The organism is Niveibacterium sp. (genome assembly GCF_041909475.1).
In the GTDB taxonomy this organism is placed as follows: domain Bacteria; phylum Pseudomonadota; class Gammaproteobacteria; order Burkholderiales; family Rhodocyclaceae; genus Niveibacterium.
In genome coordinates this window covers 90,269-108,822 of sequence record NZ_JAYRDJ010000005.1, presented here as the reverse complement: position 1 = coordinate 108,822, position 18,554 = coordinate 90,269, and the positions used below count along the sequence as shown (strand labels likewise).

General features: G+C 64.1%; 17 protein-coding genes. 8 read left to right on the top strand and 9 right to left on the bottom strand.

Translation table 11 applies throughout. The features are described 5' to 3' along the window. Nucleotides 1–29 precede the first annotated feature (29 nt). From rquA to serB, 5 genes are all read left to right on the top strand, one after another. Nucleotides 30–749 carry a rhodoquinone biosynthesis methyltransferase RquA gene (gene rquA / locus ACE3P0_RS06060; RefSeq protein WP_374400888.1) on the top strand — a complete coding sequence of 240 codons (720 nt, stop codon included), beginning with the start codon at nt 30–32 and terminating at the stop codon, nt 747–749. Nucleotides 750–888: 139 nt separating this feature from the next. Next, entirely contained in the window at nt 889–2,232 is a 1,344-nt protein-coding gene (locus ACE3P0_RS06055; protein WP_374400886.1) for an HD domain-containing phosphohydrolase, read from the top strand. Nucleotides 2,233–2,327: 95 nt separating this feature from the next. Beyond that, the gene (locus tag ACE3P0_RS06050) at nt 2,328–3,263 is read left to right on the top strand and encodes an acyltransferase (RefSeq protein ID WP_374400884.1); all 936 of its coding nucleotides are present in this window, start codon (nt 2,328–2,330) and stop codon (nt 3,261–3,263) included. Nucleotides 3,264–3,374: 111 nt separating this feature from the next. Beyond that, nucleotides 3,375–4,448: a 3-deoxy-7-phosphoheptulonate synthase gene (locus ACE3P0_RS06045; protein ID WP_374400882.1), complete on the top strand. Its 1,074-nt coding sequence runs from the start codon at nt 3,375–3,377 to the stop codon at nt 4,446–4,448. After that, complete coding sequence (gene serB, locus ACE3P0_RS06040; RefSeq protein ID WP_374400880.1) at nt 4,445–5,284, top strand: phosphoserine phosphatase SerB; 840 nt, start codon at nt 4,445–4,447, stop codon at nt 5,282–5,284. Before ACE3P0_RS06045 ends, serB begins: the two co-directional genes overlap by 4 nt. Nucleotides 5,285–5,341: 57 nt before the next feature. Here the strand turns inward: serB and clpB are convergent, their stop codons facing one another. Next, on the bottom strand, nt 5,342–7,924 hold the full coding sequence (gene clpB / locus ACE3P0_RS06035; RefSeq protein ID WP_374400878.1) for an ATP-dependent chaperone ClpB: 2,583 nt from the start codon (nt 7,922–7,924) through the stop codon (nt 5,342–5,344). A gap of 170 nt (nt 7,925–8,094) precedes the next feature. On the opposite strand from clpB, the gene ACE3P0_RS06030 reads away from it, so the two are divergent. Then, nucleotides 8,095–8,601, top strand: coding sequence for a phasin family protein (locus ACE3P0_RS06030; protein ID WP_374400876.1), 507 nt, complete (start codon nt 8,095–8,097; stop codon nt 8,599–8,601). Between the two features lie 17 nt (nt 8,602–8,618). On the opposite strand, the gene ACE3P0_RS06025 is transcribed toward ACE3P0_RS06030, so the two are convergent. From ACE3P0_RS06025 to mobB, 6 genes are all read right to left on the bottom strand, one after another. Next, nucleotides 8,619–10,472: a diguanylate cyclase gene (locus ACE3P0_RS06025; RefSeq protein ID WP_374400874.1), complete on the bottom strand. Its 1,854-nt coding sequence runs from the start codon at nt 10,470–10,472 to the stop codon at nt 8,619–8,621. Beyond that, nucleotides 10,465–12,294 carry a diguanylate cyclase gene (locus ACE3P0_RS06020; protein WP_374400872.1) on the bottom strand — a complete coding sequence of 610 codons (1,830 nt, stop codon included), beginning with the start codon at nt 12,292–12,294 and terminating at the stop codon, nt 10,465–10,467. Before ACE3P0_RS06020 ends, ACE3P0_RS06025 begins: the two co-directional genes overlap by 8 nt. Before the next feature lie 92 nt (nt 12,295–12,386). Further along, nucleotides 12,387–12,836: a molybdopterin synthase catalytic subunit MoaE gene (gene moaE, locus ACE3P0_RS06015; protein WP_374400870.1), complete on the bottom strand. Its 450-nt coding sequence runs from the start codon at nt 12,834–12,836 to the stop codon at nt 12,387–12,389. A gap of 9 nt (nt 12,837–12,845) precedes the next feature. After that, nucleotides 12,846–13,100: a molybdopterin converting factor subunit 1 gene (gene moaD, locus ACE3P0_RS06010; protein ID WP_374400869.1), complete on the bottom strand. Its 255-nt coding sequence runs from the start codon at nt 13,098–13,100 to the stop codon at nt 12,846–12,848. A 3-nt stretch (nt 13,101–13,103) separates the two neighbouring features. Then, nucleotides 13,104–14,306, bottom strand: coding sequence for a gephyrin-like molybdotransferase Glp (glp, locus tag ACE3P0_RS06005; RefSeq protein ID WP_374400867.1), 1,203 nt, complete (start codon nt 14,304–14,306; stop codon nt 13,104–13,106). Beyond that, nucleotides 14,303–14,797: a molybdopterin-guanine dinucleotide biosynthesis protein B gene (mobB, locus tag ACE3P0_RS06000; protein WP_374400865.1), complete on the bottom strand. Its 495-nt coding sequence runs from the start codon at nt 14,795–14,797 to the stop codon at nt 14,303–14,305. The genes glp and mobB overlap by 4 nt, the downstream gene beginning before the upstream one ends. A gap of 152 nt (nt 14,798–14,949) precedes the next feature. Here mobB and ACE3P0_RS05995 point away from each other — a divergent pair, with 152 nt between their 5' ends. Both ACE3P0_RS05995 and ACE3P0_RS05990 read left to right on the top strand, forming a co-directional pair. Beyond that, nucleotides 14,950–15,723, top strand: coding sequence for an enoyl-CoA hydratase (locus ACE3P0_RS05995; protein WP_374400863.1), 774 nt, complete (start codon nt 14,950–14,952; stop codon nt 15,721–15,723). Nucleotides 15,724–15,792: 69 nt separating this feature from the next. After that, nucleotides 15,793–17,142, top strand: coding sequence for a hypothetical protein (locus ACE3P0_RS05990; RefSeq protein ID WP_374400861.1), 1,350 nt, complete (start codon nt 15,793–15,795; stop codon nt 17,140–17,142). A 9-nt stretch (nt 17,143–17,151) separates the two neighbouring features. Here ACE3P0_RS05990 and ACE3P0_RS05985 read toward each other — a convergent pair whose 3' ends face one another. Together ACE3P0_RS05985 and ACE3P0_RS05980 are read right to left on the bottom strand one after the other, a co-directional pair. Then, nucleotides 17,152–17,787: an ankyrin repeat domain-containing protein gene (locus ACE3P0_RS05985; protein ID WP_374400859.1), complete on the bottom strand. Its 636-nt coding sequence runs from the start codon at nt 17,785–17,787 to the stop codon at nt 17,152–17,154. After that, on the bottom strand, nt 17,784–18,554 hold the full coding sequence (locus tag ACE3P0_RS05980; protein ID WP_374400857.1) for a TatD family hydrolase: 771 nt from the start codon (nt 18,552–18,554) through the stop codon (nt 17,784–17,786). The genes ACE3P0_RS05985 and ACE3P0_RS05980 overlap by 4 nt, the downstream gene beginning before the upstream one ends.

Sequence of the window (18,554 nt, the reverse complement as noted above, 5' to 3'; positions counted from 1 at the left end):
GAACTCCCAGAAACAGCCGGCGAAAAACGATGACCAACGAAGCCATCGCAACACAGCGAGCCCCTGCGGCCCGCGCGCCCGAAGCGGGCCTGCCCGACTACATGACGGAAGTCTATGACTGGGCCTATGTGAATCCGCGCTGGGTGCGCTTCCTCGACCGCAATGCAGTTGTCAGCACCCTTCTCTTCGGTAATGCAGGCCGTCTGATGCGTGCTTACCTGAAGCGGATCAAGCCCGGCATGCGCGTATGGCAGGTCGCTCATGTGTACGGCGACCTCGTAAAACAGGTTGCGCAACGCGTCGGGGCAGAGGGTCACTTCGACCTGACCGACGTCACGCCGATCCAGATCTCACAGGCCCGCGGCAAACTTGCCGGGGTGCCGCAAGCGCATGTCACCGAGCACGATGCCTCCACCTGGGCGGGCAATGCGGACTACGATCTGGTCTGCAGTTTCTTCCTGCTGCACGAGGTTCCGGACGCACTCAAGCATGCCGTGGTCGATCGCATGCTCAGTCGCGTTGCGCCGGGCGGAACAGTGTTCTTCGTCGACTATCACCGCCCTGCCCTCTGGCAGCCGGTGGGGTGGCTGCTGCGGCTGGTCAATCACTACCTCGAACCGTTCGCCTATGCGATGTGGCGCCGCGAGATCCGCGACTTTGCCAGCAACGCCGAGGCCTTCACCTGGCACAAGACCACCTACTTTGGGGGCGTGTATCAGGCCGTTGAAGTTCGGCGCCGCGAAGCCTGACGTAGCCAGCGCGAACCGGGGGCTGCGGGCGTGAATTGCCAAGGCAGCCACCGCACCATCCATCGCCTGCTCTGCCGTTCTCCTCTCAAGCCGGCGGCCGCACGGCCGTTGACTGCGGCAGGAGGACAATTTGGCCGTCATGTCGGGACCCACTGAAGCCCACTACATCCACCCTGACCAGCTGCGGATCGGGCTCTACATCCATCTCGACCTGTCGTGGATGGATCACCCCTTCTCGTTCTCGTCGTTCAAGATCCGCAACGACGGGCAGATTGCCCAGATACGCGCACTGAAACTGGCGCGCATTCGTTATTCGCCAGAGCGCAGCGACGCCGAGCCCGCGCCCGCGCTCGTCCCAACGGTAAGCACCATCGTCGAGGCAGAGGCTGTTGGGGACACGGACGCCGTGCCTAGCGCCGACCAGCGTGCTGTCGCCCCCGTTGGCGAGGACCCTGCGATACAGGCCAAGCGCGATCGTGCGGCACGTCTTAGAGCGCGACGTGATCTTTTTGCGCGTTGCGAGCGCGACTTCATGCGCGTCACGCACACGGTCAAGCTCGTCGCCCAGAACGTCATCAACAAACCGGAATGGGCCAAGGAAGAGACCACAGTGCTGGTCGGCTCCTTGGTAGACAAGTTACTGGCGGACGGTGACATGGCGGTCAACCTGATGGCCGACCGCATCGGCGGCGAAGACGTCTACGTCCATTCGTTGAACGTTGCCGTGCTGTCATTGATGCTGGCGCGTGAGCAAGGCATGGCGCGCGACGAGCTGGTATCGCTTGGCCTTGGCGCTTTCTTCCACGACATCGGCAAGCTCGACGTGCCCCCCAAGGTGCTGCTCAAACAGGAGCCGCTGACCCACGCTGAGAACCTGCTGCTGCGCGAACACGTTGTATTCGGCAGCAAGATCGGTGCGCGTATCGGCCTGACGCCCGATGTGCTCGCAGTCGTTGCGCAACATCACGAGCACGTCGATGGCAGCGGCTATCCGCGTGGAGCAACGGGCGAACGGATCACGCTGCTGGCGAAGATCGTTGCCATCGCCAACACCTACGACAACTTGTGCAACCCGGCAAACCCGCAACGGGCGATGACGCCTCATGAGGCGCTGGCGCTCATGTACGCGCAGTACCGCAACCGCTTCGAGGCTGCGCCGCTGAACACCTTCATCCGGTGTCTGGGGGTCTATCCGCCAGGCACGATCGTGGTGCTGAACAATGACGCATTTGGCCTGGTTGTGTCGGTCAATTCCAGCCGCCCGTTGAAGCCGGATGTACTCGTCTACGATGCTGCGATTCCCAAGGACGACGCGATCATCCTAAGCCTTGAGCAGGAACCTGAGATCCAGATCGCGCGCACCCTGCGGCCAGGCCAGTTGCCGAAGACAATTTTCGACTACCTTTCGCCGCGCAAGCGGGTGGCCTACTTCTTCGACACCCCACGCCCTGCGGCCAGCGAGCCCGCTGCTGCAAGCACATGAAGTGAGGGCTGCGAGAACGCGGCGCGGTGATTCAGTGCTGCGATTGCGCAGCTATCAACCCGAGTTGGCCCCGCATACTTTAAAATCTGTCGCCTATGACGCGACAACTCCAACTCCCCAAGCCCTCACCCGCCCAACACATCGTTGGCCTCATCAAAGGGTGCATTACCAGCCTGATCGTTGCCCTCAACACGCTGATCGTTTTCTCGGCAATGATCCCGTTCGCACTGCTGAAAGCGGCGCTTCGCACCGCCGGCGTACGGCGTTTTTGCGACCGTATCCTCAATGCGCTCGCGGCCACCTGGGTGCGCATCAACGGCGGATGGATCAGCGCGGCTCAGCCGATTCGCTGGGATGTGGAGGGCGTTGATACGCTCAACCCGCGTGGCTGGTATCTGGTCAGCAGCAACCACCAGAGCTGGGTCGACATCCTCGTGCTGCAAAAGATCTTCCTGGGGCGGATCCCCTTCCTTAAGTTCTTCCTCAAGCGCGAGCTGATCTATGTGCCGGTGATCGGCCTTGCATGGTGGGCTTTGGACTTCCCCTTCATGCAGCGCAAGGGTGGCATGAGCCGCGGCAAGACCGATCTGGCAACGACGCGCAAGGCCTGCGAACGCTTCCGTCTGATCCCCACTTCGGTGATGAATTTCCTTGAAGGCACCCGATTCACGCGCGAAAAGCACCGTACGCAGCGCTCGACCTTCAAACACCTGCTCAAGCCGCGCGTGGGTGGTATCGCCACGGCGCTGGGGACGATGGGCGACATCTTCGACGCGCTGCTCGACGTAACGATCGTGTATCCGCAAGGCGTGCCGACGTTCTGGGACATCCTCTCCGGACGTGTACGCGAAATCATCGTGCGGGTGCGCTCGCTCGAAATCCCGCGAGATCTCCTTGACGGCGACTACGAACGTGACGCCGCCTACCGCGCCCGAATCCAGGCGTGGATCGTCGACATGTGGACGCACAAGGACCAGCAGATCGACGAATTGCTCGCGCAATTCTCAGCTTCTGCCAAGCCGCGCGTCTGATCGTCCCCCGCTGTTCCGCCCGCGAATAACGCGGGCGATCCTGCCGGCGCGAGAGGTCGCGCGCCGGATCGCGTAAAATCTCGCCTCCGCAGTTTTTAGCAGGAGAGCGAGATGATCGCCCAAACCGAAAACCTCAATGTGCTCGGGCTCGACCCGATGCCGTCGCCGGCCGAAATCAAGGCGCACGTCCCGCTTACCGAAGCTGCCGCAGCAACCGTGGTGCAAGGCCGTACGGTGCTTGGCCGCATCCTCGACCGCCAGGATCCGCGTCTGATCGTCGTTGTCGGCCCGTGCTCCATCCACGATCCGATCGCCGGGCTGGACTACGCGAAACGCCTGAAGGCGCTGGCTGATGAGCTCTCGGATACCCTCTACATCGTGATGCGGGTGTACTTCGAAAAGCCGCGCACCACGACAGGCTGGAAAGGCTTCATCAACGACCCGCATCTGGACGACTCCTTCCGCATCGTCGAGGGCATGGAACGCGGCCGCCACTTCCTGCGCGACGTCGCGGAGATCGGACTGCCGGCCGCCACCGAAGCGCTCGACCCGATCGCCCCGCAGTACTACGGCGACCTCGTGAGCTGGACTGCGATCGGCGCCCGCACCTCCGAATCCCAGACGCACCGCGAGATGGCTTCGGGCCTGTCGACACCGGTCGGCTTCAAGAACGGCACCGATGGCTCGCTCGATGCGGCGATCAACGGCATCCTGTCGGCCGCGGCGGCGCATAGCTTCCTGGGCATGAACGATCGCGGCGAGGCTTCGATCATCCGTACCGGCGGCAACAAGTACGGGCACGTCGTGCTGCGTGGTGGCGGTGGTCGCCCGAACTACGACAGCGTTTCGGTGAAGCTCGCCGAGCAGGCGCTCGCCAAGAGCGGGCTGCGGCAGAACCTGATGGTCGACTGCTCACACGCCAATTCCTGGAAGAAACCCGAGTACCAGCCGCTGGTGCTGCGCGACGTGGTGCATCAGATCCGCGAGGGCAACAGCTCGATCATCGGCGTGATGATCGAGAGCTTCATCGAAGCCGGCAACCAACCGATCCCGAAGGATTTGTCCGAACTGCGCTACGGCTGCTCGGTCACCGACGCCTGCGTGAGCTGGGAGACTACCGAGGAGATGCTGCGCCACGCGCACGAGGTGCTGGCGCCGGTCATCGCTGCACGAGGCCGCGGGTGAGCGACATCCTGATTCTGCAGGGGCCGGAAGTATCGACCCCTGCCCTGAAGTCCATCGCCCGCCTCACCGGCGCGTCCGCGATCGAGCAGATTCATCCGGCTGCCTTTCGCCTCGTAGGCGCACAGCCCCATGACGAACTCGCCGAGCAGTGCGTCGCGGCGCAGCTCGATTTCGGCTGGGTACCCGCCGGACGCAAGCTCGGCGATTTCGGTCTCTTTGTCACCGATATGGATTCGACGCTGATCACGATCGAGTGCATCGACGAGATCGCAGACATGATCGGCGTGAAGCCCCAGGTGTCGGAGATCACGGAAGCAGCCATGCGCGGCGAGTTGGACTTCTCGGAGTCCCTCACGCGCCGCGTGGCGCTGCTTGCCGGCCTGGAAGTAAGTGCGCTAGACCGTGTGTATACCGAGCGCCTCGCGCTCAACCCGGGTGCTGAGCAGCTGATGCGCCGGCTCAAAGCGGCCGGGCTACGCACAGTACTGGTGTCCGGCGGCTTCACCTTCTTCACCGATCGCTTGAAAGAACGCCTCGGCTTCGACCACACGTTTGCGAATCGCCTCGAAGAGCAAGACGGCAAACTCACGGGTCGCGTGCGCGGCGCGATCGTCGACGCGGGCGCAAAACGCAACGCGCTGGAAACCTTGCGCGACGAGTACGGCATCGCCCCCACGGCAACCATTGCTGCCGGCGACGGCGCAAACGACCTCGATATGTTCGGCGTGGCAGAACTCTCCTTTGCATTCCGAGCGAAGCCCGTAGTGCGCGCCAAAGCAAGCTACGCGCTGGATTTCAGCGGCCTCGACGGCATACTGCCCCTGTTGGGAGCCTGAACAGAAAAGGCCCGGAAGACTCCGGGCCTTTTTGTTAAAGCCACGCTGGATTGACGCTCAGCTGGGTTTGCGGAACGTAATGGTACCGCCCTCGGCATCGACGACAACCGTATCCTTCGCACCGAACTTGCCCTCTAGGATCAGTTTCGCGAGTGGGTTCTCGATGTGCTCCTGGATCGCGCGCTTGAGCGGTCGGGCGCCGAACACCGGATCGAAGCCCGCCTTCGCGACTTCGTCCAGCGCCGCATCCGAGGCCGTCAAACCGATTTCCAGCCGCGCGAGGCGTTTCTCCAGATACGCCAACTGGATCTTGGCGATCGAGCGGATGTGCGTGTCGGCCAGCGCGTGAAAGACCACCACCTCATCGATCCGGTTAATGAATTCCGGCCGGAAGTAGGTCTTCACCTCCTGCATCACCGCGTCCTTCACCGCCTCGTAGGTCTGCCCCGCCATCGCCTGGATCATCTGGCTACCGAGGTTGGAGGTCATCACGATCACGGTGTTCTTGAAGTCCACCGTGCGGCCCTGGCCGTCGGTCATGCGGCCGTCGTCCAGCACCTGCAGCAGCACGTTGAAGACGTCCGGGTGCGCCTTTTCAACCTCGTCGAACAGGATCACCGAGTACGGCTTGCGACGCACCTGTTCGGTCAGGTAGCCGCCTTCCTCGTAGCCAACGTATCCCGGCGGCGCGCCGATAAGACGCGCGACCGAGTGCTTCTCCATGAACTCGCTCATGTCGATGCGGATCAGGTGCTCCTCGCTGTCGAACAGGAAGCCGGCGAGCGTCTTGCACAGCTCGGTCTTGCCCACGCCCGTCGGGCCGAGGAACAGGAAGGAGCCATACGGGCGGTTTTCTTCCGACAGGCCGGCACGCGAGCGGCGAATGGCATCCGACACCCGTTGCACCGCCTCGTCCTGCCCGATCACGCGCTCGTGCAGCTTCTCCTCCATTTTCAGCAACTTCTCGCGCTCGCCCTGCATCATCTTGGCGACCGGGATGCCGGTTGCGCGCGACACCACTTCAGCGATCTCTTCGGCACCCACCTGGGTGCGCAGCAGTTTGTTCGGCTTGGTATCGCCCTCCTTGCCTTCCGCCGCCTTCAGCTGCGCTTCGAGCTTGGGCAGCTCGCCGTACTGAAGCTCGCTCATCTTCTGCCAATCGCCTTTGCGTTTGGCTTCATCCATCTGCACGCGCAATTTGTCGATCGCTTCCTTGATGTGCTGGCTGCCGGCTACTTGTGCCTTCTCGGCTTTCCAGATCTCGTCGAGGTCGGCGTATTCCTTCTCAAGCCGTGCGATTTCCTCTTCGATCAGGCCCAGGCGACGCTGCGAGGCTTCGTCCTTCTCCTTCTTCATCGCCTCGCGTTCAATCTTTAGCTGGATCAGCCTGCGGTCAAGCTTGTCCATCGCCTCCGGTTTGGAGTCGATTTCCATCTTGATGCGCGCTGCGGCCTCGTCGATCAGGTCGATCGCCTTATCCGGCAGGAAGCGGTCGGTGATGTAACGGTGGCTCAATTCCGCCGCCGCGACGATCGCCGGGTCGGTGATGTCGACACCGTGGTGCAGCTCGTATTTCTCCTGCAAGCCACGAAGGATCGCGATGGTGGATTCAACCGTCGGCTCGTCGACCAGAACCTTCTGGAAGCGCCGCTCAAGTGCCGCATCCTTCTCGATGTACTTGCGGTACTCGTCCAGCGTGGTGGCGCCGATGCAGTGCAGTTCGCCGCGAGCCAGCGCGGGTTTGAGCATGTTGCCGGCGTCGATCGCGCCTTCGGCCTTGCCCGCGCCCACCATGGTGTGGATCTCGTCGATGAAGACGATGATGCGGCCCTCTTCCTTCGCGATGTCGTTGAGCACCGCCTTCAGGCGTTCCTCGAACTCGCCGCGGTACTTTGCACCGGCGAGCAGCGCGGCCATGTCGAGCGACAACACGCGCTTGCCCTTCAGGGTTTCCGGTACTTCGTCATTCACGATGCGCTGCGCGAGGCCCTCGACGATGGCCGTTTTGCCGACGCCCGGTTCACCGATCAGCACCGGGTTGTTCTTCGTACGGCGCTGCAGGATCTGGATCGCGCGGCGGATCTCGTCGTCGCGGCCGATCACCGGGTCCAGTTTGCCGCTACGCGCCCGCTCGGTCAGGTCCAGGCAGTACTTCTTCAACGATTCGCGTTGCGCCTCGGCATCCGCACTGCCAACGCTGGCACCGCCACGCACTGCTTCGATGGCGTTCTCCAACGGCTTGCGCTGCAGGCCGTGCTCCTTCGCAAGGCGCCCCGCTTCACCTTTGTCCTCGGTCAGCGCGAGCAGGAACATCTCGCTGGCGATGAACTGGTCACCGCGCTTTTGCGCTTCCTTGTCGGTGAGGTTAAGCAAGTTGCCAAGGTCGCGCCCAATCTGCACTTCACCACCCGCACCCTGCTGTTTGGCGATGCGATCGAGCGACTGCTCCAGTGCCCGCTTCAAGGGCGGCACGTTGGCACCGGCACGCTGCAGCAGTGATACCGTGCTGCCGTCGTCCTGGTTCAGCAGCGCCAACAGCAGGTGTTGCGGCTCGATGGTCGGATTGTCGTTACCCACCGCGATGCTCTGGGCATCCGCGAGGGCGGACTGGAATTTGGTCGTTAGCTTGTCGAAACGCATGGTGGCATTCCTCCCTGTTTCATTGAAGCGAACATTGGGGAGGTCTGCCGGCATTTCAACCGGCCTCATTCATCGCTTGACGACTATCAACCGGCCGCCGTCATATTTTGCAGTGCAGCAATCAAGCTGCTATGGTTAAAGAAGTAATGCCAACCAAAACGGGAGACACTATGAGCAACAAAGCCGACGCCGGCATGCAGGCCATCCATCAGCGCAATCTCGAGCTCGCAGCCAAGATGGCGCAGATGTCGTTCGAGAATGCCCGCAAGATCATCGAGTTGCAGGTGAACCTCGCACGTGAGCTGTTCGAAGACGGGCTCGCCAACGCCACGGACGCCAGCAGCGTCACCGACCCTGCCGAAGCGCTGCAGGTACGTTCACGCCTGGCGCAGAAGACGGCTGAGCGCATGCTCGGCGTGACCCGCGAAATCGCCGGCATGACGGCGAGCGCACAGGCCGAATTCGGTAAGATCGTTGGTCAGCAGTTGACTGGCGGCACCGACCTCACAGATGCCATGCAGCAAGCATTCAAAGGCGCCGGCTTCAACCCGACGGATGCGATGGCGGTGGCGCAGAACGCCTTCGACGCCGCACGCGGCATGTATGAACAGATCGCCAAGGTGTCGATGGACGCCCTCTCGGCGACTACTCAGGCGGCTACCCGCAAGGGCAAGTGACCGCTGGCAGGCCTTGATCAGGCTGGCTCGCCCGGCCTGTCGAGGCTGGGTTCGCTCTGGTAAACGCGCCGCTTGCCGGCGCGTTTTGCTCTCAGCAAGGCTGCATCGGCCAACGCAAGAACGGTATCTGCATCGGGCGAGTGCGCCGGATATGCTGCAATACCGGCTGAATAGCTCAAACCCTTCAAGACCTCACCCGTCGAGAGCTCAAAGAAAAGTTCGGCGAACGATTCGAGAATGCCCCGAATCCGGATCGCCGCTGCTTCCGCATCCAACCCTGTCAGCAGCACGCAGAATTCTTCGCCACCAAAGCGGCAACAGTAATCCGTGCCGCGCGTGTTTTCTCGCAGCAGCGTGGCAAGCCGCCGCAGCACTTCGTCACCCACCGCATGGCCGTGCAGGTCGTTCACTCGCTTGAAGGCGTCCAGATCGATCAGCGCGACGGCTACCGGATGCCCGTCGCGGGAAGCGCGCTCGATCTCGCGTGGTAGCACTTCGGCGAGGAAACGCCGGTTGTAGAGGCCGGTGAGCGGATCGGTGATCACCTGCTCCTGCAACGCGGCCTGCAGTACCTGGATTTCATCCAGACGCTGCGAGAGGCTCTGGTTGAGTGCCTGTACCGTTGCGTGGGCGGTTTCAGCCGCTTCGCGCTTGCGCCGCTCGAAGTCGCGCTCGACCTGGTTGCGATACAGCTCGTAACGGGCCTGCAGCGACAGGCGCTCGGCGCGGGCAGCAACCTTCTGCAGCGCGACATAGCGGTCGCGATGACGCCGCTCATACTCGTAAGCCAGATCCCATTCCTCGCGGTCCGCGAACAGCGAGGCTGCTTCGGAAAACAAGCGTAGCGCGTGAGTGTGCGTAACGAATGCCGGCGGATCGGCTTCCAGGCAGCGGAGCTCTGCGAGCGCTTCGTCAAGTCGCCCCTCGGCGCGCAGCAGCGACAGGCTGGATAGATGAATCTGCGGAACAAGTTGGGCTGTCGCGCTGGATTCCATCGCGCGCATCACGGCATCGAGCCATTCGCGCGATTCGCCGAGCCGGCCCAGTTCGCGCAGCGCGTCGGCCATCATCAACTGGTAATGCAGCCGGTCATTGCCGACATCGGCCAGATCGACCAGGGGCGAGAGTGTTTCCAGTGCGCGCGGCGCCGCGCCTAGCTCAATCGCTGCGGCCGCGACGTTGCTCGCTACGAGGTAGTAGCGCTCCTGCATGCCGAGCTGTTGTGTCACCGCCCAGGCCTCCGACAACAGCGCCTCAGCGCTGCGCAAGTTGCCAAAGCGCAGATGCGTGACACCGAGGTTCATCAGCGTGAACACCAGTTCCGGCGCGGGCTCCACCCGTCTTAGCAACTCGATGCTGCCGTAGCGCAAGCGGAATCCATCCTCCTCCTGCCCCTTGCTGATCAGCAGACCGCCGAGGGCGGATTGCGCCCAGGCTTGATCGTGCAGCGCCGCGCGTCGTCCGCATCCGTCGATCCATTCGCGCATCGCGGACTCCGCCGCAGCGTCATCTGCGAGTAACAGGTCGCGCGCGGCATGCAGGCGCGCCAGTGTCAGCCAAGCCTCGTCGCCAGCAAGCTCGAAAACGCCGGCGAGGTTGTGCGCATAGGCCGTCTGCTGGCGCACGGCTTGGCGATCGAACTGCTCGAGCGAGAGCAGCACCAGATCGATCCGGGCGGTGTCTACGGCCGCACCACGTCGCACCGTGCGCTCACGGATCGGCAATGCGAGGCGCCGTACCGTCTGTGGCCAGCCAAGACGCGCGCGCCAAAGGTGTTCCGCGATGGTCCGCCAGTCGCCTTCTATCGAGGCGAGTTGTTCCAGACCACGCGGCAAGGGGGTGTGCTGCATGCGATCCTTCGAATCAATCATCCTGCGGCTGTCCGGCCGCGATCGCGATGCGGTTTCGCCCGCTTTGTTTGGCGCGGTACAGCGCCTCATCGGCGGTCGCAATCCAGCGGTCGACCGCGCGCGGGTGCTGGTGAATCCAGTCGCTTAACGGTGCGACGCCGCCCGAGAAGCTCACGCGTAGCGCGCCACTCTGCTCCGGCAAGGGCGAACGCGAGCCGAATGCCGCACGAAGTTGGTCCAACAGTTGTGCAGCTGTGAGCGCGTCGCAGTCCGGCATCACCACGCAGAACTCCTCGCCGCCAAAACGGGCGACGACGAGGCCGTCAACCGGCAGCGTCGTCAGCGCGGCAGCCAGCGCGCACAACACGCGATCACCTTGCGCATGTCCAAACTGATCATTGATCTGCTTGAAGTGGTCTGCATCGACAAGGCACAGACTCAGTGGCCTGCTCTCGCGCACGCAGCGCGCGATTTCGGTTGGCAGCAGCTCCTGCAGAAAACGTCGGTTGTACGTGCCGGTGAGCGGATCGCGGATCGCTTGTTCGCGTAGTTCGCCCTGAAGGCGTTCGATCTCCTGCACGCGGGCCGCCAGCGCCGCGTTCAGCGCTTCAATTTCGAGCCGCGCGAGCTCGGTTTCTTCACGCCGCCGCACCTCGAAGTCACGGTCGACGATGGTCTTGCGCACCTCGTAGCGGGTGTGCAGAGATAGGAAATCGGCCCGCTGGAACTCGCGGTCCATCTCGATCGAATACATGTGATGCTGGCGCGCATAACGGAAAGCGGCACGGTCATCACCACAGCCATGCATGATCTCGGCCGCTTCGAGCAGCAGCTGCAGCTCGTAGATCGGGTCGTCGATGTGCATGGGTTCCGCCTCGGCCCTGAACAGCGCTTCCCGGGCCTCGTCGAACCGCCCCTCGCGACGCAGCAAGCGCATCGCGGCGATGCGCAAATAGAGCGCGTTCTGCAGATCGATCGCGCTTGTACCGAGCCCGACGACTTCATCGAGACATTCGCGGGCGGCATCCGTCTGGCCAATCGCCGATCTGGCCTCGGCGCGCACGATCTGGAAGAAGGCGTACTCACGCAGGTCGTAGTCGCGCTCCACCCGCGGCGCGAGCGCCTCCATGAAGCGCGATGCCTCGTCGGCGCGACCGAGCTGGATAAGGTCGTACGCAAGGTTGCCGGCGCAGATGTTGGTCATGCCCAACAGGGATTGCTCCTCGACCAGGCTGAGTGCGTCGCGCAGGTGGGGTTCGGCCGCCGCAAAGTTGCCAAAGCGCACATACATCACGCCGACGTTGAGCATCACCATCGCCAGCACGGCGGTCGGCGGAATGCCATTCAGCAGCTCAAGCGCCTCGTACCAAGCGGTAACGGCTTCGACATGGCGCCCCTCGTCCACCTCGATGGCGCCGCAGGAATTCAGCAGGCGCCCAAGATCGGCCGGATCGAGCAGTTCGCGAGCAGCGGGTAGCGCCTCGCGGATCAGCGCCAGCGCCTCCGCCCGGCGTTCCAGATCGGCCAGCGCGTTGGCCTCGGTCACGACGCAACGCAGGGCATTGCGCAGATCGCCCTGCGCGGCGAGGCTCGCCCGGATGCGTTGCGCCTCGGCGACCACGGCAACCGGATCGTGCGCCATGCGCGCGCGGATCGTCAGCAGCAGAAGCTTGCCGAGTAGCAGGGTATGTGGATCGCCCGCCATGCGGCCGGCACGTTCCAGCCCCAAAGCCAGATCGTGCGCTTCTTGCGGCTCGCGTAGCAGCAGGCCCCAGACGCGCTCGAACTGCGCATGCAGATCGGCCCAGCGGTGCGTCGAGTTTGTGGATGCCGCTGGGGTCACGTCAGGCGGGCGGGCTGTTTGAATGCGCTCAGTTTAAGCCAAGGCCGTGCAAGGCTGAAGTGCTCCGTGACGGCGGGCGCCACGCTAATGCATCAAGGCTGTTGCCAGCGTGCGGCGGCCTCGTCGTCGGCCTCCCGCGCATCCACCCATCGCGCGCCGGCCGGCGTTTCTTCCTTCTTCCAGAACGGCGCCTTGGTTTTCAGGTAATCCATGATGAAGGCGCAGGCGGTAAAGGCATCGCCCCGGTGCGATGCGGTCACACCGACGAAAACGATCTGCTCGCCCGGCATTAGGCGGCCGACGCGATGGATGATCCGAACATCCCCCAGGGCCCAGCGATCGCGCGCCTCGGTTTCGATCGCCGCCAGCGCCCGCTCGGTCATGCCCGGATAGTGCTCGAGTGTCATCGCCAGCACCCCGTCCGATGCACCGCGCACCAGACCCACGAAGCTCGCCAGCGCGCCGCAGTCCGAACGCCCGGCCGTCAGCCGCGCCGTTTCGGCCCCCACATCGAAGTCGTCTGTCTGGACTGAAACGCTCATCGTTCAGCCTCAACCGCCCGTTACCGGCGGGAAGAAGGCAACCTCGTCGCCATCCATCAGCGGGTGTGCGGCGCCCACCATGTCCTGGTTGACCGCAGTGCGCACCGCGCGGCCAGGTGCCAGTGCAAGCCAGTCACCCCCTTGTGCGGCGAGCGATTCGCGCAGCGCGCCGACACTGGCGATCGCTGGCGACAATTCGTAGCTCAGCGCGCTGACACCAAGCGCTTCGCGCAGCGAGGCGAAGAACAGAACCTGGATTGCCATGACTTAGTACGTCTCCCGCAAGCTGATGTATGGCAGCCGTTCGCCCGCTGTAAAGCTGCGGCCCGGTGCGATATCGAGCAGCCCGTCAGCCCAGGCGCACGAACTCAGCACGCCCGAGCCCTGGCGCGGGTGCTGGACTGCGCGGCCTTCGGCATCGAGTTGCACGCGCACGAATTCGCGCCGGCTTTCGGCGCGCGGCCAGTCAAACCCGGCCGGCACTTCACGGCGCGCCGGCATCGGGTCTTGCAAGCCCATACGTCGCAGCAGAAATGCTTGCACCAGCATCACGAAGGTCACAAAGGCGGATACCGGGTTGCCGGGCAGGCCGATAAAGTCCGCGTCACCGACGCGGCCGAATGCGAGCGGCTTGCCCGGCTTGATCGCGATCTTCCACAGCGACAAGGCGCCTTCGGCTTCGACCGCGGCCTTCACATGATCTTCCTCGCCGACCGACACGCCGCCGCAGGTCAGCACCACGTCGTGATCGGCCGCAGCACGGCGCAGCGCGTCCCGCGTTGCGCCAAGATCGTCGCGCACGATGCCAAGATCGGTCACGTTACAACCCAGCGTGGCCAGCAGGCTGCGGACCATGTAGCGGTTGGAGTTGAAGATCGCACCGGGTACCAGCGCCTCGCCCGGTTCGCGCAACTCGTCGCCGGTAAAGAACACCGCCACCCGCAAGCGACGCAGCACACTCACGGTCGGAACGCCGATCGACGCGGCAAGGCCGATGCCCGCGGCGTTGAGCCGCGAGCCGACGCTCAGCACCGGGGCACCAACCTCGATGTCTTCACCCCGACGACGGATGTTCTGCCCGATGCGCGGCAGTTCATCGACGACGACGCCATCGCCGTCGGCGCGACAGCGCTCCTGCATCACGACTGCATCGGCGCCGGGCGGAATTGGCGCGCCGGTGAAGATGCGAGCCGCTGTACCCGCCACCAGCGGCACCGGGTCAGCGCCGGCCGGCACGCGCTGACTCACTGGCAAACGGATTGCCGGTTGCGTTACGTCCTCGACACGAAGGGCATAACCGTCCATCGCGGAATTGTCATGAGGCGGTACCGCAAGGGCAGACACCAGATCAGCCGTGAGTACGCGGCCGCTTGCATCGAGCAAGCCCACCGACTCGCGCTCGGCAACCGGGCGCGCCGCCGACAGCAACTGGCCAAGCGCTTCTTCAAAGGTCAGCAAAGGGGCTTTCATGCGAGCTCGACCGCTTTCAGGATGAACATGGCAATTTGACCCGGATCGTTCAGATCAAGTTGCGGCAAAGACACGTCGAGCGGCGCGTCGGATGCAATCGCGACGATGTTCGGAAACTTGTCGTGCAGCATCGGATGGCCGGCCGCCGGACGGTGGATCTCGATCTTCGGGATCGGCGTTGTCCGGAAGCCTTCAACGAGAACCAGATCGACCGCCGCAAGGCGCGCCAACTGATCGTCCAGTGTCGGCTCGGCCTCGTCGCGCAATTCGTGCATCAGCGCCCAGCGCTGGCCGCCGGCAAGCAAAACCTCGCAGGCACCTGCTTCACGGAAGCGGAAGGAATCCTTGCCCGGTTTATCGATGTCGAAACCGTGGTGGGTGTGCTTGATCAGCGATACCCGCAAGCCACGCTCGCGGATCAAGGGGATCAGGCGCTCGATCAGGGTTGTCTTGCCGGAGCCGGAATAGCCGGCAAATCCGAAAACCTTCATGGGATACGTCGATGCGGGAAAAGGCGAAGCATCGCAGAAGCGCCCCGCCCTGCCAACGGCGCGGATCAAGGCGAAATCGGTCGCCGCTTGGATTTCAGGGTCAATTCACGATACCGTACCGTATGGAGAGCGCGCTTGCAGACGGGAGACACATGCCACAGCACTCAACGATTGCCACTGAAACGCTGGATCGCGTCGGGATCATCCGGCTCAATCGACCGGAGAAGAAGAATGCGCTCACCGCGCAGATGTACGAAGCACTGATCGCGGCGCTGCAGCAGGCCGAGGCCGATCCGCAGATCCGCGTGCTGCTGATCGCAGGTTCCGACGAGGTCTTCAGCGCCGGCAACGACATCGTGGACTTCCTGGCCAATCCGCCGCTTGATGATCAGGCGCCCGTCATGCGCTTACTGGCGCTGCTGACCGAATTGCGCAAGCCGCTGGTTGCCGCGGTGTGCGGGCCGGCGGTCGGCATTGGCACGACGCTGCTGCTGCACTGTGATCTGGTCGCCTGTGGCGAACGAACCACCTTCGCGATGCCTTTCGTGAATCTCGGTTTGTGTGCGGAAGGCGGCTCCAGCCTGCTGCTGGCGCAACGAGTGGGCAGCGCGCGCGCGAACGAGTGGTTACTGTTGGGGGAACCCATCACCGCCGCGCAGGCTGCGACGGCGGGCCTGGTGAACGTCGTGCTGCCAAATGCCGAGGTGTTCGCTCATGCGCTCGATTGGGCAAAGCGTTTGGCGAGCAAGCCGCCCAGGGCGCTGCAAGGCACCCGCGCGCTGATCCGCCATGCTTCGGCCGCCGCTGCGAGGCAGGCGATTTCGAGCGAGGGCGCGCTGTTCCGCGAGTTGCTGCAATCGGAGGAAGCGAAAGAGGCCTTCGCCGCCTTTGTCGAGAGGCGCAAACCCGATTTCAGCCGTTGCTGAACGCGGCGGGGCTTGACTCCGCCTTATCCGCCCCGATACTCGGCTCAGCCCCCTTCAGGAGCCCGTATCGTGGCCACGCCCCAAGCCAGGCTTTCCGGCAGCGCCTCGCTTGCATCCTGGCTGAACCAGCGCTGCGCGTGCGTGACGCTCGATCGCGGCGAGTTACTGCACGAGCTCTGCGGCGATCCGCAAGACGGTGCGCTGCTGGCGATGATCGAAGATGCGCGCCCCAACCTGTTTTCGGACACCACCGTGTTCGTCGCAGAGCGCGATCTGGCGGCGATGCGGGCCTTTGTCGCCGCGCACGAGCGCATCGTCGCCCTGCCCGGCTGGCATGCCCGCGCGCTCGCCGATGCCCCGCCCGCCGCGGGCATATCGAGCCGCGCGCGCAGCGTCTTCATGGGCTACGACTTCCACCTTGGCGACGACGGCCCACGGCTGATTGAAATCAACACCAACGCCGGTGGCGGTTTGCTCAACGCAGCACTCGCGCGGGCTCAGCTGGCGTGCTGCAACGCCGTTCGTGGTGACGGGGCCTCGCTCGATTCCGGCGCGGGCGTCGCGGCCGGATTCCTGGCGATGTTCCACAACGAATGGCGGCTCGCGCGTGCTGACGCGCCGCTGACCCACATCGCGATCGTGGACGAATCGCCGTCCTCGCAATACCTGCTGCCGGAATTCCTGCTCTTCCAGCGGCTCTTCGAGCGCTCGGGAATCCGCGCCAGCATCTGTGACCCTGCCGAGCTTCGGTTGCGCGACAGCAAGTTGTGGCTTGGCGAACTGGTGGTGGATCTGGTCTATAACCGCAGCACCGACTTCGCATTTGATCAGGCAGCGAGCAGCGCTTTGCGCCTTGCATGGGAGCGTGATTCAGCCGTTGTGACGCCGCATCCTCGCGCCCATGCGCTGTACGCTGACAAGCGCCATCTTGCGCTGCTGTCCGACGCTGCTTTCCTCGAATCGATCGGCACGGCACCGGCTGACGTGGCCCTCTGCGCACAGGTCGTTCCGCACACGCGCCGGGTCACACGACATGACGCTGAAGCACTCTGGCAGACACGGCGGGAATGGTTCTTCAAACCGGCGAGCGGATTCGGCAGCAAGGCCGCCTATCGCGGCGACAAGCTCACCCGACGCGTGTTCGAGGAGATCATTGCGGGGGACTACGTGGCGCAACACATCGTGTCACCCTCCCCCCGCGTCAAACGGGTCGATGGCAGTCCGGTCGAGCTCAAGAGCGATCTGCGTGCCTACGCCTACTGCGGTAAAGTCCAGCTCTTCGCTGCACGCCTCTACCGCGGGCAGACCACGAACTTTCGTACGCCCGGGGGCGGTTTTGCGGCCGTCGCGGCAGTAGCTGAAGCGCCTCATGCAGCGGCCGGAGAGGCGCAAGAAGCAGACGCGCCGATCGAGCGCTGAGGTGTGGCGCTAGTCCGCCGCGCCAGCGCGGCGCAGACGGGCCGCGACCTCGGCCCGGTCGTTTGCCAACGCCCAGCCCAAGGGTGTGAGGCCTCGATCGCTGCGCAGCGTGATATCCGCGCCCGCCACGAGTAGTTGCTCAACGATCGCGAGGTAGCCACCGCGGGCCGCCAGCATCAGAGCCGTCGCGCCGTTATCCGCCCGTGCATCAACGCGCGCGCCAGCGGCAAGCAGGCGTTGCACGATTCGCTCGTGCCCCATATAGGCCGCGTAGTGGAGCGGCGACCAGGCATTCGGGATTTCCAACGGTGCGCGGGCCGCAATGAAGGCGTCCACCGTATCTAGATGGCCGTTCATGGCTGCGAGTGCAATCGCGCTCTCACCCGCGCTGCTGTGCAAGGCCGGGTTCGCGCCGCGCGCGAGCAGCAGCGCGACCACCTCGGTCTGCCCGTTTCGCGCAGCCTGGATCAGCAGCGTGCTGCCGCGAAAATCCAGCGCATCGATCGCGCCGCCTTCGTCCAGATAATCGCGCACGACGGACACCCGGCCCATTTCCGCGCCGGTGCGGGCTGCGTCAAGGCTGGTTGCCGTTGCCGGGCCTGCCAGGCAGAGCGCAAGCAGCAGGAGCCAGAGCCGCTTCCTCATCGGCTGGCGGCGGAGAAAAGGCGGAAGAAGTTTTCGGTCGTCGCGGTCGCGATCTCGTCGACCGACACGCCACGCAGCCGCGCGATTTCCTGCGCAACGTGGGGCACGTAGGCCGGCTGGTTCAGTTTGCCGCGATAGGGAACTGGCGTCAGATAGGGCGAATCCGTTTCGATCAGCATCCGGTCAAGCGGCATGCGGGTGGCGACGTCCTTGATCTGCGCTGCGTTCTTGAACGTCACGATGCCCGAGAAGGAGATGTAGAAGCCCAGCTCCATCGCGCCGGCCGCCACGTCCCAGGATTCGGTGAAGCAGTGCATCACACCACCGCAGGCATCTGCCCCTTCTTCCCGCATCAGGCGCAGCGTGTCGTCCGCGGCGTCACGGGTATGCACGATCAGCGGCTTGCCGCAGGCCTTGGCGGCGCGGATGTGCTGGCGGAAGCGCTCGCGCTGCCATTCCGGCTTGTCCTTGTGCCAGTAGTAGTCGAGCCCGGTTTCGCCGATCGCCACCACCTTGGGGTGCTGGGCGAGCGCCTGCAGGCGGGCCGCGTCCGGGTCCTCACCTTCGCTGTGTTCAGGGTGCACACCCACCGAGCAAAACACGTTCGGGCGGGCCTCGGCGATGGCGAGTACACCGGGCAGGCGCTCGATGCTGACGCCGGCGCACAGTGCATGCGTCACGCCCACCTCGCGCATATCGGCGAAGAGCTTGTCGCCGAGGTCAACGAGGTCAGAGAAGTCAATGTGGCAGTGGGAATCAACGAACAT